Here is a 14326-nt window from a genome sequence, read left to right as displayed (position 1 = left end):
GTGGTGGCGTCCTCTCCGTCCCGCCTGTTCGCCGAGATCAGCACCGCCGAGCGGCCCGAGGGGGCGCGGGTGGTGATGCGCAGGGCGGTGGTGCTCGGCGCCAGCATGGCCGGGCTGCTCGCGGCCAGGGTGCTCAGCGACCACGCCGACGAGGTCCTGGTCATCGAGCGGGACACCACGGAGTCCGGCGGCGACCCTCGTCCGGGAGTCCCCCAGGGCAGCCAGGTGCACGGCCTGCTCCCGGCGGGCCAGATCCAGCTGGACCGGTGGTTCCCGGGCTTCTCCGAGGAAGCGGTCGCCGCGGGCGTGATGATCGCCGACCACGACAGCGCGCGGATCCACCTCAACGGCGTGCTCCGGCCGAGCGCCCCGCCGCTGGGTGGCGGCGGCGCGCTGGTCAGCACGCGGCCGTTCCTGGAGACGCTGATCCGGCGCCGGACCCTGGCCATCGGCAACGTCACCCTGGTCACCGGCCAGGCGAAGGGCATCGAGCTCTCCGCGACCCGGGTCACCGGCGTCCGCTACACCCCGACCGGCTCGGACGAGGCGGTGACCGAGGCCGCGGACCTGGTGGTGGACGGCATGGGGCGGTCGAGCAAGCTCGGCGACTGGCTGGAGCGCGCGGGCTGGCCCGCCCCGGAGCTCAAGCGGATGCCGATCAAGCTCAACTACGCGACGGCGCTGTTCCGCCGCGATCCGGAGATCAGCGACGCCTCGGTGGTCGTCGCGCAGACCACCGCGGGCAAGGGCCGCGTCGCGCGGATGGGCGGCATCAACGCGGTGGAGGGCGATCGCTGGATCATGCTCATCGCCGGGTACGGCGCGGACCGGCCGAGCCGGGACCTCGACGACTTCAAGGCCCGCTGCCGCCGGGACTTCCCCCGGGTCTTCGGCGAGATCGCCGAGCGCGCCGAACCGCTGGGCGAGGTGATCACCTACCACCAGGCCGACAGCAGGCGGCGCGAGTTCCACCGGCTGTCCCGGCTGCCCGGTGGCCTGGTCGCGGCGGGCGACGCGGTGGCCTCGTTCAACCCCGTCTACGGCCAGGGCATGACCTCGGCGATGCTGCACGCGTCCTGCCTGTCGGCGCACCTGCGCTCGGGCGCCTCCCCCGCCGAGCCCGCGCGCGGCTACTTCGACCGGGTCCGGGTGGTGGTCGACGCGGCATGGCAGATCTCCACCCAGGCCGACCTCGAACTGCCGCACGTGGACGGTCCGTACCCGAAGGGCTACCGGATCACCAGCTGGCTCGGCGAGCTGCTGTTCACCGCGTCGATGAAGGACCGCGAGCTCAACGCCCGGCTGAACTCGGTGACCACGATGGTCCAGCACCCGCTGTCACTGGCGCGGCCCAGCACGCTGTTGCGGGCAGTACGGGCGCTCGCCCGCTGAGGATCACTCGGCGAGGCGGTGCATCACGAAGATCCCGCCCAGCGCGGGCTGGTCGAGGCGCTCACCCTCGGTCTCGATGTAGGAGTCGATCACCGCGCAGATGCGCCGGTCCAGCTCCTCGACCTGCTCCTGCGACAGGTGCAGCATGAACCGCGCGAAGGTGCGCACCGAGTCCGGTCCGGCCTCGGCCAGCTCCTCCTGGAAGGCGGCGATCGGCGCCTGCGCCGTGCCGGGGACCGCGTCGGCCGGGGCCGACAGCCACCACGTGTCCACGCCGACGCGGTAGGGCTTCTCCAGCGCGCCGCTCTCCCCCGTCCGCACGGGGGCCTGCTCCAGGAAACCGGCCTTGACCAGGTGCCGGACGTGGTGCAGGACCGTGCCCGGATCGCGGTCGAGCCGTTCGGCCAGCTGCTTGTTGGTCATCTCCCGCTGTCGGCACAGCCGCAGGATGCGCAGGCGCAGCGGGTGCGCCATGGCCTTGGCCTCGTCGGCGGTGATCTCGCGGCGCTCCCGCAGGCGGTCGGTCATCGGTCCAGGTTAAGGCTTGATGGAGTTCTCTTCCATCGATGGATTTTTCCCAATCGATGTGTGAGTCTCCATCGCATGACGCACCCCCTGGGCAGGAGCTACTGGACGCTCTGGACCTCATCCGGCCTGTCGAACCTCGCCGACGGCATCGTGAAAGTCGCGTTACCGCTGGTCGCGGTGCAGTTCACCCGCTCCCCCACGCTCATCGCGGGCCTCGCGGTCGCGCTCACCATCCCGTGGCTGCTGTTCGCCCTGCCCGCGGGCGCGCTCGCCGACCGCCTCGACCGGCGCAAGGCCATGCTCGGCGCCAACCTCGTCCGCACGCTCGCGCTCGGCGTGCTCACCGTGTCCGTGCTGACCGGGTTCGGCTCGATCTGGGCGCTCTACGCGGTGGCCGTGTGCATCGGCACCGCGGAGACGATCTACGACACCTCGGCGCAGTCGATCATCCCGCAGATCGTGCCGCGCGATCACCTCTCCGGGGCCAACCGCAGGCTCTACGCGGCCGAGCTGACCGCCAACGAGTTCATCGGCCCGCCGCTGGCCGGTCTGCTCGTCACGGCCGGGGCCGCGCTCGCCTTCGGTACCCCGGTGGCGCTCTGGGCCCTCGCGGTGGTGGCGCTACTGCTGGTGCGCGGCTCGTTCCGGGTGGAGCGCGAGCAGCCGACGACGCTGCGCGCCGATATCGCCGAAGGGCTGCGCTTCCTCCGGCACCACCGGATTCTGCGCACGCTGGCGATGATGGTCGGCACGTCGAACTTCGCGATGAACGCGATGTTCGCGGTGTTCGTGCTGCACGCGGCCGGAGCGTCGTCGGCGATGGGGCTGTCCGAACGGTCCTACGGCCTGCTGCTGACCACCTTCGCGATCGGCAGCCTGACGGGTTCCTTCGTGGCCGAACGGGTCGAGCGCGCGCTCGGGCGCCCGCGCGCGCTGACGCTGACCGTGCTCGGCACCGCGGGGATCGTCGGCACACCCGGGTTGACGACGAACCCGTTCGTCATCGGCGGCGCGTTCTTCCTCGGCGGCATGGGGATCATGATCTGGAACGTGATCACCGTGTCGCTGCGCCAGCGCATCACGCCCGACCGCCTGCTCGGCCGGGTCAACAGCGGCTACCGGCTGCTGGCCTGGGGTTCGATGCCCCTCGGCGCCGCGACCGGCGGGCTGCTCGCGCAGTTGCTCGGCGTCACCGCCGTCTTCCTGGTGATGGTTCCCCTGGTGCTCGCCCAGCTGGCCGGGATGCGAGTGCTCACGGAGGCGAATCTGGCGGCAGCGGAGGCATAGTCCCCCACAGCCGCACGGCGAGCTTCTCCAGCAACTCCACGGTCTCCCGCACCTCCTCCGGATCGTCCGTGCCGAGCGCCGCGGCCAGCGCGTCGTCCACTGTGGAATTGGCGACCTTCGCGGCGCGCTTCGGCACGTCGGGCGCCTGGCGGACCAGGGTCCTCCTGCGGTCCTTGGGGTCAGCCGTGGTCACCAGCACGCCGTCCTCCCTGAGCCGGGCCACCGACGCGGAGACGTGGCTCTGCGGGAACCCGGTGCGCGCGGTGATCTCGCTGACCGAGCTGTCCGGGTTCTCGAAGACGTCGAGCATCACCGTCCGGACGCTCGCGGGCATGCGGTGGTAGTGCGACGGCTCGAAGGCGCGCTCGCCGATCTTCATCAGCCTGCGCCCCAGGAGGAACAGCTCAAGGCCCTTCACCGGGGCAGCATACATCGGATTTGATGCATCAGATCTGATGCATTACATTCGAGGGCATGACGACGACGAAGACCGTGCCCGGCACCGGCGCCGACCTGCACGTCCGCCTCCAGGGCTCCGGGCCGGTCCTGCTCGTGCTCCAGGGCGGGGACGGCACCGCCGAGGGCGCCGACCCGCTGGTGCGCCACCTCACCGACCACTTCACCGTGGTCACCTACGACCGCCGCGGGCTCGGCCGGAGCCCGGTCCGCGACCTGGGCGAGCACGACCTGAGCACGCACGGCGAGGACGCGAGCCGGGTGCTGGCCGCGGTCACCGACGAGCCCGCGGCGGTCGTCGGCTTCAGCATCGGCGGCCTGATCGCGCTCGACCTGCTCGCCCGCCACCCCGGCCAGGTCCGCGCGCTCGTCAGCCACGAGCCACCCGCGATGGCGCTGCTGCGCGGAAAGGAGTCCGAGGAGGCGGTCGCCGAACTGACCGACATCATCGACACCCACCGCGAAGCCGGGCCCGCGGTCGCCGGGCCGAAGCTGATGGGCCTGGCCGGGATCACCCCACCACCGACCATGCCCGAACCGGACGCGGCACGGCTGGCGAACCTGGACTTCTTCCTGGGCGAGGACATGCCCGCGGTACTGCGCCACCAGCCGGACATCCCCGCGCTCAAGGGAAAACCGCTCGTCATCGGACTGGGCCGGGACACCGGCGACATCACCGCCGCCCGGTGCGCGCGGGCACTGGCCGAGGAACTGGGCGCGGCCACCGCGGACTTCCCCGGCGGGCACTCCGGTTTCCTGTTCCACCCCGAGGAGTTCGCCGACCGGCTCCGGACCGTCCTATGAGGACGGACGGGTTCCGGTTGCCGGTCACCTGGGCCGATGTGATGATCAGCGGAAGGGGAACTGCCAGGCGAGACGCGAAGCGGTGGTCACGTGCTGCTCCAGGGAACGGGCGAGGTGCGACCGTCCGGGCTGGAGCGCGCTCTGGTGGGCGGCGGTGTCGCCCGGTTCGAGGGCAGGCCGCCGACGCTGGAGGACTTCCGCGCGGCGATGCGGCCCCGGCTCGCCGAATGGCCCCGCCTCGGGCTGCCAGAAGCCGACCTCACCCAGCACGTGCGGCAGTGGGTGTGCCGCACCGGGACCGGGCTGAACGCCGCGGTCGAGCAGGTCATGTCGGTGAACCTGCGCACCGAGCGCCCGCTGTGGGAGCTGTGGCTGATCCGCGGTTACGCCAAGGACGAGTGGGCCGTCGTGTTCACCACGCACTCGGCGCTGCTGGACACCGCGTCGGTCATCCACGTGGTGACCGGGCTGTTCGACCCGGTGCCCATCCCCCGGCAGCGCGGCAGGCGGGCCCAGCACGTGCCCGCCACCCGTGGCTGGCTGCCCACGCAGCACCGGCCGCTGCCGTTGGCACGCCGCGCCTTCACCCACTTCGACGGTTCCGGGGAGCGGCAGTTCTTCTGGGCCGCCGCCGACCGCCTCCGGCTCGACCGGGTCGCCGGGCGGCACGGGGTCACCGTGAACGACGTGTTCCTGGCGGCGTTGACCACCGCGCTCCGGGAGTGGCGGCACACCCCGTGGGAACGCGGGCTGCCGTGTCCGGTGTGGACGGTCGTGCCCGGGGTGGACCAGCTGGTGCTGTTGCCCTGCCACGAGCCGGACCCGGCGACCAGGCTGGCCGTCATCGGCGCGGCCACCGCCCAGGACGGCGAAGGCGGCAGGCCCTCGTGGCTGGCGCAACGGTCCAGGCGGATCGGGCTCGTCGCGGGCAGCGTGCCCGGCTCGGACCGGGAGCTGGCCTTCCAGGACTGCCGGATGCGCGAGCTGGCCCCGCTCGGACCGCTGCCGCGTGGGCACTGGCTGAGCGCGTACCTGGTGGACAACGCCGACCACGCCGGTGCCGGGTTCGTGATGGACCAGGCGGTGCGCGGCGGCGCGCAACTGTGCCGCCTGTGGTCGCTGGCACTGGCCGAACTGGACGAGCTCGGCTGACCAATTCTGCGCAGCGCGAAAATTTGCGCGGCACGCAAAAAGTGTGTGTAGTGTCGCCGCCGTGGGCTTGCGGGAACGGAAGAAGCTGGCGGCGCGCGCCGCGCTGAGCTGGGCCGCGCTCAAGCTCGCCATGGAGCACGGGCCGGAGAACGTCCGCGTCGAGCAGATCGCCGCCGAGGCCGGGGTCTCGCCGCGGACGTTCAACAACTACTTCGGCTCGAAGGAAGAGGCGATCTGCGCGATCGGCCTGGACCGCCAGGAACGGGTCCGCGCCGCACTGCTGGAGCGCCCCGCCGACGAGCCGTTGTGGGATGCCGTGATCGCCTGCGTGCTGGAGCAGTACGGCGGCGAGCCCGACCGCGAGATGGTCGCCAGGGTGCGGATGCAGATGCGCCACCCGTCGCTGCAGGGCGAACACCTCAAGGCCCGCGCGGAGATCGAGCGCGTGCTCGCCGAGGGCATCGCCGAGCGCATCGGCGCCGATATCCGATTTGACATGTATCCGAGCCTTGTTGCGGGCGCGGTGTCCAGTGCGACCAGGGTGGCCATGAACCACTGGCTGAGCTCCGAGCCCCCCGCGGAACTGATCCCGATCCTGACCGAGGCGCTGCGGTCGCTCGCCGCGGGCCTGCCCCAGCCACCACGCCGAAAGAAGCCCCTGTGCTGACCAGACTGCTCCGAGCGCACCTGGGCGCCTATACCCGGCCCCTGCTGCTCGTCATGCTGTTCCAGCTCGCCCAGACCCTGGCCGCGCTCTACCTGCCGACGCTCAACGCCGACGTCATCGACAACGGCGTGGTGAAGGGCGACACCGGCTACATCCTGGAGATCGGCGTGATCATGCTCGCCGTCACCCTGGTGCAGGTCGCGTGCGCGCTCGGCGCGGTCTACTACGGCGCGCGCAGCGCCATGGGGCTGGGCCGGGACATCCGCGCCGCGGTCTTCCACCGCGTGCAGGACTTCTCCGCCCGCGAGGTCGGCCACTTCGGCACCCCGTCGCTGATCACCAGGACCACCAACGACGTCCAGCAGGTGCAGATGCTGGTGCTGATGCTGTTCACCATGGTCTCGGCGGCGCCGATCATGGCCGTCGGCGGCATCGTGCTCGCGCTCGACCAGGACGTGCCGCTGTCCGGGCTGCTGCTGGTGGCGGTGCCGCTGCTGGGCATCGCGGTGAGCTTCGTGATCGCGCGGATGCGCCCGGCCTTCCGCTCGATGCAGACGCGCATCGACGGCATCAACCGGGTGCTGCGCGAGCAGATCACCGGTATCCGGGTGATCCGCGCGTTCGTCCGCGACGCCCACGAGCGCGACCGCTTCACCGAGTCCAACACCGACCTGCTCGCGGTGTCGCTGCGGGTCGGCAGGCTGACCGCGCTGATGTCGCCGATCGTGATGCTGGTGTTCAACGCCTCCAGCGTGGCGGTGCTCTGGTTCGGCGCGGGGCGGATCGACAGCGGCGCGATGCAGATCGGCGCGCTCACCGCGTTCCTGTCCTACCTGATGCAGATCCTGATGTCGGTCATGATGACCACCTTCATGTTCATGATGTTGCCGCGCGCCGAGGTCTGCGCCGAGCGCATCCAGGAGGTGCTGGAGACCTCCCCCAGCGTGGTGCCCGCCGCGGACCCGGTGCGGCTGCCCGAACCGCGCGGCGAGCTGGAGCTGCGCGGGGTGGAGTTCCGCTACCCCGGCGCGGAACAGCCGGTGCTGCACGACATCGACCTGGTGGCGCGGCCCGGTGAGACGACGGCGATCATCGGCGGCACCGGCAGCGGCAAGACCACCTTGCTGAACCTGGTGCCCCGCCTCTTCGACGCCACGGCGGGCGGCGTGTTCATCGACGGCGTCGACGTCCGCGGGCTGGACGCCGACTCCCTGTCGGCGGCCGTGGGCATCGTGCCGCAACGGGCCTACCTGTTCACCGGCACCGTCGCCTCGAACCTGCGCTACGGCAATCCGGACGCGACGGACGAGGAACTGTGGCACGCCTTGGAGATCGCGCAGGCCCGCGACTTCGTCGAGAAGCTGCCGGAACGCCTTGCGGCACCGATCGCCCAGGGCGGGACCAACGTCTCCGGCGGTCAGCGCCAGCGGCTGGCCATCGCGCGGATGCTCGTGCACCGCGCGCCGATCATGCTCTTCGACGACTCGTTCTCGGCACTGGACTACGCCACCGACGCCGCGCTGCGCGGCGCGCTCGCCGACGAGACCGCGCAGTCCACCGTGGTCATCGTCGCGCAGCGGATCAGCACCATCCGGCACGCGGACCGCATCGTCGTGCTCGACGAGGGCCACGTGGTCGGCACCGGCAGGCACGAGGAGCTGATGGCCTCCTGCGAGGTCTACCGCGAGATCGTGCTCTCCCAGCTCAGTGAGAAGGAGGCAGCGTGAGCGAGCTTGCGAGCGAACCATGGGACACAGCAGCTTGGCTCATGATCCGCCGAGCTTGCGAGGCGTCGTCATGAGCGGCCAGACGACCTCGCGCCCGGCACCGGCCGCCGGTCCCGGCGGAGCGGCCATGGCGCGGATGTTCGGCGGGCCGCCGACGAACAAGGCCACCGACTTCCGCGGCTCCACGCGTCGCCTGCTCGGGTTGCTCGCCCCGCACCGGATGGCGCTGCTCGGCATCCTCGCCGTCGGGGTGATCAGCATCGGGCTGATGGTGCTCGGCCCGATGATCCTCGGCCGGGCCACCGACCTGATCTTCTCGGGTGTGGTCGGCGAGCAGTACCCGGAGGGCATGGACAAGGCGCAGGTCCTGGCGAAGCTGCGGGCCGAGGGCCAGGACACCCTCGCGGACACGTTCTCCACCGTGGACCTGCGTCCGGGCCTGGGGATCGACTTCGCCGCGGTCGGCCAGGTGCTGCTGCTGGCGATGGGCCTGTTCGTGCTGTCGTCGCTGTTCGCGCTGGTCCAGGGCAGGCTGACCGCGCGCGTCGTCCAGCACACCGTGTTCGACCTGCGCGAGCGGGTGGAGGCGAAGTTCTCCAGGCTGCCGCTGCGCTACTTCGACAAGCAGCCGCGCGGCGAGGTGCTGAGCCGGGTCACCAACGACATCGACAACCTGGCCCAGTCGATGCAGCAGACGCTCGCGCAGATGATGACCTCGCTGCTGATGATCGTCGGCGTGCTGGTGATGATGCTGGTGATCTCCCCGCTGCTGGCGCTCGTGGCACTGGTGACGGTGCCGCTGTCGGTGCTGGTCGCGGCGAAGGTCGGCAAGCGGGCGCAGCCGCAGTTCGTCAAGCAGTGGGCCACCACCGGCAAGCTCAACGGGCACATCGAGGAGATGTTCACCGGCCACGCGCTGGTCCGGGTCTTCGGCAGGCGCGAACAGGCGGAGCGGACCTTCGAGGAGCACAACCAGGACCTCTACGACGCCGGTTACCGCTCGCAGTTCATCTCCGGGATGATCCAGCCGGCGATCATGTTCCTGAGCAACGTGAGCTACGTGCTGGTCGCGGTGGTCGGCGCGCTGCGGGTGTCCTCGGGCGCGATCTCGCTCGGCGACGTGCAGGCGTTCATCCAGTACTCCAGGCAGTTCGGCCAGCCGCTGACCCAGATCGCCGCCATGGCCAACCTGTTGCAGTCCGGTGTGGTCTCGGCCGAGCGGGTCTTCGAACTGCTCGACGCCGAGGAGCAGAGCCCGGAGCCCGCCGAGCCGGTCCGCCAGCCCGCGGTGCGCGGGCAGGTGGAGTTCCACGACGTGTCCTTCCGCTACGAGGCGGACGAGCCGCTGATCGAGAACCTGTCGCTGTCCGTGCGGCCGGGGCGGACCGTCGCCATCGTCGGCCCCACCGGCGCGGGCAAGACCACGCTGGTGAACCTGCTGATGCGGTTCTACGAGCTGGACGGCGGCAGGATCACCCTGGACGGCGTGGACATCGCGGAGATGACCCGCGAGGACGTGCGCGCCAAGACCGGCATGGTGTTGCAGGACGCGTGGCTGTTCGGCGGCACCATCGCGGACAACATCGCCTACGGCTCCCCCGGGGCGACGCGCGAGCAGATCGTGGCCGCCGCCGAGGCGACGCACGTGGACCGCCTGGTGCGCACGCTGCCCGACGGCTACGACACCGTGGTCGACGAGGAGGGCGACAACGTCAGCGCTGGCGAGAAGCAGCTGATCACCGTGGCCCGCGCGTTCCTGGCCGAGCCGGCGATCCTGATCCTCGACGAGGCGACCAGCTCGGTGGACACCAGGACCGAGGTGCTCATCCAGCGCGCGATGGGCGCGCTCCGCGAGGGCCGCACGAGCTTCGTGATCGCGCACCGCCTGTCCACGATCCGCGACGCCGACCTGATCCTGGTGATGGAGTCCGGCGACATCGTCGAGCAGGGCACGCACGGTTCCCTGCTCGCCGCGAACGGCCCCTACGCCCGCCTCTACGCCGCCCAGTTCGCCAACCCCCTCACCGCCGCGGAGGCCTGACCGGGTTCGGGCGTCTTCAAGTACCCCGAACCCCCTCCCCAGAGGTCTCAAACCGCCCCCAACCCCGCCGAGGTTGGGGGCGGTTTTCGGTGATCGTTTGGGGGGTTCGTAGGACTTGAAGACGCCCCGACTCGGGTGAGCAGCGGATCAGGTGCAGTGGTAGGCGGTGACCGGGGGCAGGTTCGCCCAGATCGTTCTGCCGCGGCGTACGTCGGCGAAGGTGTCGGCCAGGAGCGACTCGAACTCCTTGCCGCTGTCGGTGCGGGCGCGGTGCACCGACAGCAGCGTGGCGAACAGGCCCTCCGGCTGGAGCACCTTCGCAACGGCCGCGAGGACCGCGCGCTGGTCCTCCGGGCGCATCACCGTCCACGGCAGGGCGCTGACCACGGCGTCCACCCGCTCCACCTGGTGCGCGTCGAGAATCCGGGGCAGCTCGACCGCGGACTCGCACACCACCTCGACGCGGGGTGGCGCGGTCCGCCGCAGCCGCTCGGCGAACCCGTCGTTGATCTCCACCGCGAGCAGGCGCGCGGAGGGCGGCAGGGCGGCGTCGAGCGCGCGGGTGATCGCCCCGGTGCCCGCTCCCAGCTCCACCACCGTGTCGGTGCCCGCCGTCCCGATCCCGTCGAGCAGGGCCGCGGCGCAACGGCGGCTGCTGGGGACGAACGCGCCGGTACTGATCGGCCTGCGCAGCGAGCCGAGGACGAACGGAACGAACTCCCAGGAACGACTCATGACCTGTCCTGTTCCCTGCGCCGGTGGAGCCGGAAACCTGGGGCTCGACCACGTCGGCTACTCGTGGGTGAAGTCCCATCGGGTGGCGCCGTGCGGCTCGGCACAGGCCACACCGACCGCATCGCTCAGCGTGAGCCGGTACAGGTGCCACGGTGCGGGCCCCGCGCTGGGTGCGGTGAAGGGGGCGGTGAGCGCGTCGCCCTCCACCGAAGCCGGCCAGCCCCCCGCGCGGTAGACAGCGGCCACCTGCTCCAGCGTGGCGGAGTCGGTGACCCGGTGGGCCTCGCCGTTGAGCACCAGGTCGATGCCGCGCAGGCGCACCGACACGCTGCACGCGGGGTTCGCCGCGAGGTTGCGCGACCTGCGCGTACCCGGCCCGCCCTTGAAGTACAGCGCGTCGTCCACCCACACCGCTCCCACGCCCGCGGCATGGGGACGCCCGTCGGGCCGCACGGTCGCCACGAAGAACGTCAGGTCGGCCGAGCCCGTGTCGCTGGCCAGGATGTCGCGCGGGCGGCTCCACGGCAGCTCAGCGTGCCCGTACTGGTCGAGGTTGCGAGACGAGATCGGCTCTTTCACGGTGTCAGTCATAACCATGCGTCGAACGGGGCGGGCCGAGTTCGACATCCACGGCCCGAACCCGCGATGGATTTGCCAGACTGCGCCGCAGCCGAACAAAGCCGCACCCGGAGAAAGAGGACACGTGAACGAGATGCCCCGCCGAGCCATGCTGCGATCGGCCGCTGTCGCCGGGACCGCGGCCAGCCTCTCAGTCCTGCCCGCCACGGCGGCCGCGGCGCCACCGAACCAGTGGACCCCGGAGGAGCTCAAGGACCGCAAGCGCGTGCTCGAAGCCGGGTTCACCGAGGCCGAGGCGGACTGCTGGCTGCTCGTGGCGCGCGCTGGCGGAGCGTTCTTCGCGCTGCCCGAACTGCACCCGTCGATCAAACCCGAGGTGGTGCAGGCGATCCACGTGTTGCAGGACAAGCTGATGATGCGTCCCGCCTACCGCAAGTACCGCGCCGCCAACCCCTAACTCCACATACGGGGGCCGGATGATGTGGGTCGACACCCTGATGCCGCGGGTGCGACCGGGCTACCGTCGAGGTTCGGTTCCCGATCACCGCGAGGTGGGAGATGATCCGCGCACTCGCCGCGATCACGGTCGCGGCCACCCTGCTCGCCGGGACACCGGCCGCAGCAGTGTCCACTGTGGACACTGCTGGGGACATTGTGGAGGTCACCGGCTTCGGCAGCGATCCGGGCAATCTCCGGATGTTGCGCTACACGCCGCCGGATCTTCCCGCGGGTCGGCCCGTGGTCCTCGCGTTGCACGGCTGCACGCAGAACGGGGCTTCCTACGGCACGGACTCCGGCTGGGTCCAGCTCGCCCAGCGCTGGAAGTTCTCCGTCGTGCTCCCCGAGCAGCGCGCCACCAACAACGCCAACCGGTGCTTCACCTGGTACGACCGCGCGGACACCTCACGCGGGCGCGGGGAGGTCGAGTCGATCGCACAGATGGTGCGGCGCGCGCTCGCCGATGCCGGGACCACAGCGAAGCGTTCCTACGTCACGGGCCTGTCAGCCGGTGGTGCGATGACGGCGGCGATGCTCGCGACCTATCCGGAGCTCTTCGCCGCGGGTGGCATCGTCGCGGGAGTCGCCTATCGGTGCGCTTCGAGCTTGGTGGAGGCGTTCTCCTGCATGTCCCCGGGCCGCGATCTCACCCCGGCGGCCCTCGGCGATGCCGTCCGGGCGGCCAGCTCGCACTCCGGTCCGTGGCCGGAAGTCACGCTCTGGCAAGGAACAGCGGACCGGACCGTCGCGCCGTCCAACGCGCGGGAACTGGTCGAGCAGTGGACCAACGTGCACGGCGTGAGTTCGACGCCGACCCGGACCGACACGGTCGCCGGACATCCTCACGCCGTGTACGCGGACGCGATGGAGACCTTCACGATCCTCGGAATGGGGCACGGCCAGCCGGTCGCTCCGGCGCAGGGTTGCGGTCGCAGTGCTCCATACTTCCTCGACGCCGGGATCTGCGCCGCCGCGCGTCTCGCAGCCTCGTGGGCATTGTCCTGAGTTCGATTGTGGGTACCGCACGGTCGAACAGGAGCATCAGGCGACAGCATCGCTGAGTCGCGCGATGCCGGCGGCGATCTCCAACTCGCTCAGCCGGCCGTAGCCGAGGACCAGCCCTTGCTCCGCGCCTCCGGTGTCGAGGAGGTAGTCGCTCAGCGGGTAAACACCGACACCGCGTTTCCTGGCGGCTTCGGCGATCGCGCGCTCCTCAAGGCCGTCGGGCAGCGTGACCTGCGCCTGAAGCCCGGCTGCGATTCCTCGTACCCGGAACCGGGGTAGCTGCTTGCCCAGCTCGGCGACAAGCACGTCGCGCCTCGACCGGTACTTGCGTCGCGCTCGACGCAGATGGCGGTCGTATGCGCCGCTGGCCAGGAAGTGCGCGAACGCGTGCTGGTCGAGGGCCGGACACCCCATGTCGTCGAGCCGTTTCGCCTCGGCGACCTCGTCCACCAGCGCGCCCGGCAGGACGAGCCAGCCCAGCCGCAGCGAGGGCGCGAGCGTCTTGCTCACCGATCCGGCGTAGATGACGCGCTCGGGCGCCGAGCCCTGCAAGGCTCCGATCGGCTCGTGGTCGTAGCGGAACTCCGCGTCGTAGTCGTCCTCGATGACGAGGCCGCCGGCGGTCGCCCAGGCGAGGAGCTCGGCGCGGCGTCCGGGCGCGAGCGTCACCCCGGTCGGGAACTGGTGCGCGGGCGTGACCAGCGCGACCCCGGCGCCGGTCGCCGCCAGCGCGTCCACCGACAGCCCCCGGTCATCGAGTGGAACAGGCCGACAATGGATTCCGTTGCCGGTGATTCGGGCCCATGCCGCCGTCGAACCTGGACTTTCGACCGCCCATTCGCCACGCGCCGCCAGAACTCGGCAGACGAGCGTCAGCGCCTGCGTGAAACCACTGCAAACAACGATTCGATCAGGGGCTGCCCGAACGTCTCGGACGCGACGGAGGTAGTTGGCCAGTTCGGTTCTCAATTCGAGAACACCGCGTGGATCTCCGTAACCGAAAGCACTGTCGGGAACATGTCGCAACGTGTGCACGAATGTCTTGCTCCACGCCGTCCGCGGGAACAGCGCGAGGTCCGGGACCGACGGCCGGAAATCCCAACGCAACTCCCGCGCGGGCACCGGAGGCGGCGGCGCGGCGCCCACCGCGGCCACCCGCGTCCCGGACCCGCCGCTGGCGACGAAGTAGCCCTCCGCGATCAGCCGCCGGTAGGCCTCCACCACGGTTCCCCGGGACAGGCGCAGGTCAGCGGCGAGCGTTCGGGTCGATGGCAGCCGTGCTCCCGGACGCACCCTTCCGGCGCGGACGGCCTCGCGCAGCGCGTCCCGGAGCCGGGTGGCCAGCGACCCTGGACCGTCGCGGTCCAGGGCGATCGGCAGCTCCAGCCCCGAACCGGTCCACGTTTCCGTCACGAAAGCGGACCATACGCCGGAAAATTTCGGCGATACAGTCCG

The 14326-nt window shown here is 71.0% G+C and carries 14 protein-coding genes; 9 read left to right on the top strand and 5 right to left on the bottom strand.

The window, feature by feature from the left end; all coding sequences use genetic code 11:
• Positions 1 to 3 precede the first annotated feature (3 nt).
• Positions 4 to 1392: an FAD-dependent oxidoreductase gene (locus NLX83_RS32790; protein WP_254239114.1), complete on the top strand. Its 1389-nt coding sequence runs from the start codon at positions 4 to 6 to the stop codon at positions 1390 to 1392.
• A gap of 3 nt (positions 1393 to 1395) precedes the next feature.
• Here NLX83_RS32790 and NLX83_RS32785 read toward each other — a convergent pair whose 3' ends face one another.
• Complete coding sequence (locus tag NLX83_RS32785) at positions 1396 to 1920, bottom strand: winged helix-turn-helix domain-containing protein (protein ID WP_254239113.1); 525 nt, start codon at positions 1918 to 1920, stop codon at positions 1396 to 1398.
• A gap of 75 nt (positions 1921 to 1995) precedes the next feature.
• Here NLX83_RS32785 and NLX83_RS32780 point away from each other — a divergent pair, with 75 nt between their 5' ends.
• Positions 1996 to 3207 (top strand): MFS transporter, encoded by a 1212-nt coding sequence (locus NLX83_RS32780; RefSeq protein WP_254239112.1) that lies wholly within the window; start codon positions 1996 to 1998, stop codon positions 3205 to 3207.
• Here NLX83_RS32780 and NLX83_RS32775 read toward each other — a convergent pair.
• The gene (locus NLX83_RS32775; RefSeq protein WP_254239111.1) at positions 3173 to 3625 is read right to left on the bottom strand and encodes a MarR family winged helix-turn-helix transcriptional regulator; all 453 of its coding nucleotides are present in this window, start codon (positions 3623 to 3625) and stop codon (positions 3173 to 3175) included. The genes NLX83_RS32780 and NLX83_RS32775 overlap by 35 nt on opposite strands.
• Before the next feature lie 56 nt (positions 3626 to 3681).
• On the opposite strand from NLX83_RS32775, the gene NLX83_RS32770 reads away from it, so the two are divergent.
• The 5 genes from NLX83_RS32770 (at position 3682) to NLX83_RS32750 (ending at position 10054) form a co-directional block, all read left to right on the top strand.
• Positions 3682 to 4467: an alpha/beta fold hydrolase gene (locus NLX83_RS32770; protein ID WP_254239110.1), complete on the top strand. Its 786-nt coding sequence runs from the start codon at positions 3682 to 3684 to the stop codon at positions 4465 to 4467.
• Positions 4468 to 4557: 90 nt separating this feature from the next.
• A complete protein-coding gene (locus NLX83_RS32765) occupies positions 4558 to 5619 on the top strand; it encodes a wax ester/triacylglycerol synthase family O-acyltransferase (protein WP_254239109.1) in 1062 nt (353 codons plus the stop codon).
• A 61-nt stretch (positions 5620 to 5680) separates the two neighbouring features.
• On the top strand, positions 5681 to 6286 hold the full coding sequence (locus NLX83_RS32760) for an acyl-CoA-like ligand-binding transcription factor (RefSeq protein ID WP_254239108.1): 606 nt from the start codon (positions 5681 to 5683) through the stop codon (positions 6284 to 6286).
• Complete coding sequence (locus tag NLX83_RS32755; RefSeq protein WP_254239107.1) at positions 6280 to 8013, top strand: ABC transporter ATP-binding protein; 1734 nt, start codon at positions 6280 to 6282, stop codon at positions 8011 to 8013. The genes NLX83_RS32760 and NLX83_RS32755 overlap by 7 nt, the downstream gene beginning before the upstream one ends.
• A gap of 70 nt (positions 8014 to 8083) precedes the next feature.
• A complete protein-coding gene (locus NLX83_RS32750; RefSeq protein WP_374118836.1) occupies positions 8084 to 10054 on the top strand; it encodes an ABC transporter ATP-binding protein in 1971 nt (656 codons plus the stop codon).
• Between the two features lie 147 nt (positions 10055 to 10201).
• On the opposite strand, the gene NLX83_RS32745 is transcribed toward NLX83_RS32750, so the two are convergent.
• Complete coding sequence (locus tag NLX83_RS32745; protein ID WP_254239106.1) at positions 10202 to 10789, bottom strand: class I SAM-dependent methyltransferase; 588 nt, start codon at positions 10787 to 10789, stop codon at positions 10202 to 10204.
• Between the two features lie 57 nt (positions 10790 to 10846).
• Complete coding sequence (locus NLX83_RS32740) at positions 10847 to 11380, bottom strand: pyridoxamine 5'-phosphate oxidase family protein (RefSeq protein ID WP_254239105.1); 534 nt, start codon at positions 11378 to 11380, stop codon at positions 10847 to 10849.
• A 112-nt stretch (positions 11381 to 11492) separates the two neighbouring features.
• On the opposite strand from NLX83_RS32740, the gene NLX83_RS32735 reads away from it, so the two are divergent.
• Together NLX83_RS32735 and NLX83_RS32730 are read left to right on the top strand one after the other, a co-directional pair.
• Positions 11493 to 11825, top strand: coding sequence for a hypothetical protein (locus tag NLX83_RS32735; protein WP_254239104.1), 333 nt, complete (start codon positions 11493 to 11495; stop codon positions 11823 to 11825).
• 101 nt (positions 11826 to 11926) lie between these two features.
• Positions 11927 to 12871 (top strand): extracellular catalytic domain type 1 short-chain-length polyhydroxyalkanoate depolymerase, encoded by a 945-nt coding sequence (locus tag NLX83_RS32730; RefSeq protein WP_254239103.1) that lies wholly within the window; start codon positions 11927 to 11929, stop codon positions 12869 to 12871.
• Between the two features lie 36 nt (positions 12872 to 12907).
• On the opposite strand, the gene pdxR is transcribed toward NLX83_RS32730, so the two are convergent.
• Positions 12908 to 14284 carry a MocR-like pyridoxine biosynthesis transcription factor PdxR gene (gene pdxR, locus NLX83_RS32725; protein ID WP_254239102.1) on the bottom strand — a complete coding sequence of 459 codons (1377 nt, stop codon included), beginning with the start codon at positions 14282 to 14284 and terminating at the stop codon, positions 12908 to 12910.
• Positions 14285 to 14326 lie beyond the last annotated feature (42 nt).

It is taken from the genome of Allokutzneria sp. A3M-2-11 16 (assembly GCF_024213555.1).
GTDB lineage: Bacteria > Actinomycetota > Actinomycetes > Mycobacteriales > Pseudonocardiaceae > Allokutzneria.
The sequence above is the reverse complement of the archived record's forward strand: the minus strand, read 5'-3'. Positions and strand labels throughout refer to the sequence as shown.

Coding starts and splice junctions, on each gene's coding strand:
- NLX83_RS32785 (WP_254239113.1), bottom strand. CDS start 1,920: ATGACCGACCGCCTGCGGGAGCGCCGCGAGATCACCGCCGACGAGGCC.
- NLX83_RS32780 (WP_254239112.1), top strand. CDS start 1,996: ATGACGCACCCCCTGGGCAGGAGCTACTGGACGCTCTGGACCTCATCC.
- NLX83_RS32770 (WP_254239110.1), top strand. CDS start 3,682: ATGACGACGACGAAGACCGTGCCCGGCACCGGCGCCGACCTGCACGTC.
- NLX83_RS32750 (WP_374118836.1), top strand. CDS start 8,084: ATGAGCGGCCAGACGACCTCGCGCCCGGCACCGGCCGCCGGTCCCGGC.
- NLX83_RS32745 (WP_254239106.1), bottom strand. CDS start 10,789: ATGAGTCGTTCCTGGGAGTTCGTTCCGTTCGTCCTCGGCTCGCTGCGC.
- NLX83_RS32740 (WP_254239105.1), bottom strand. CDS start 11,380: ATGACTGACACCGTGAAAGAGCCGATCTCGTCTCGCAACCTCGACCAG.
- NLX83_RS32730 (WP_254239103.1), top strand. CDS start 11,927: ATGATCCGCGCACTCGCCGCGATCACGGTCGCGGCCACCCTGCTCGCC.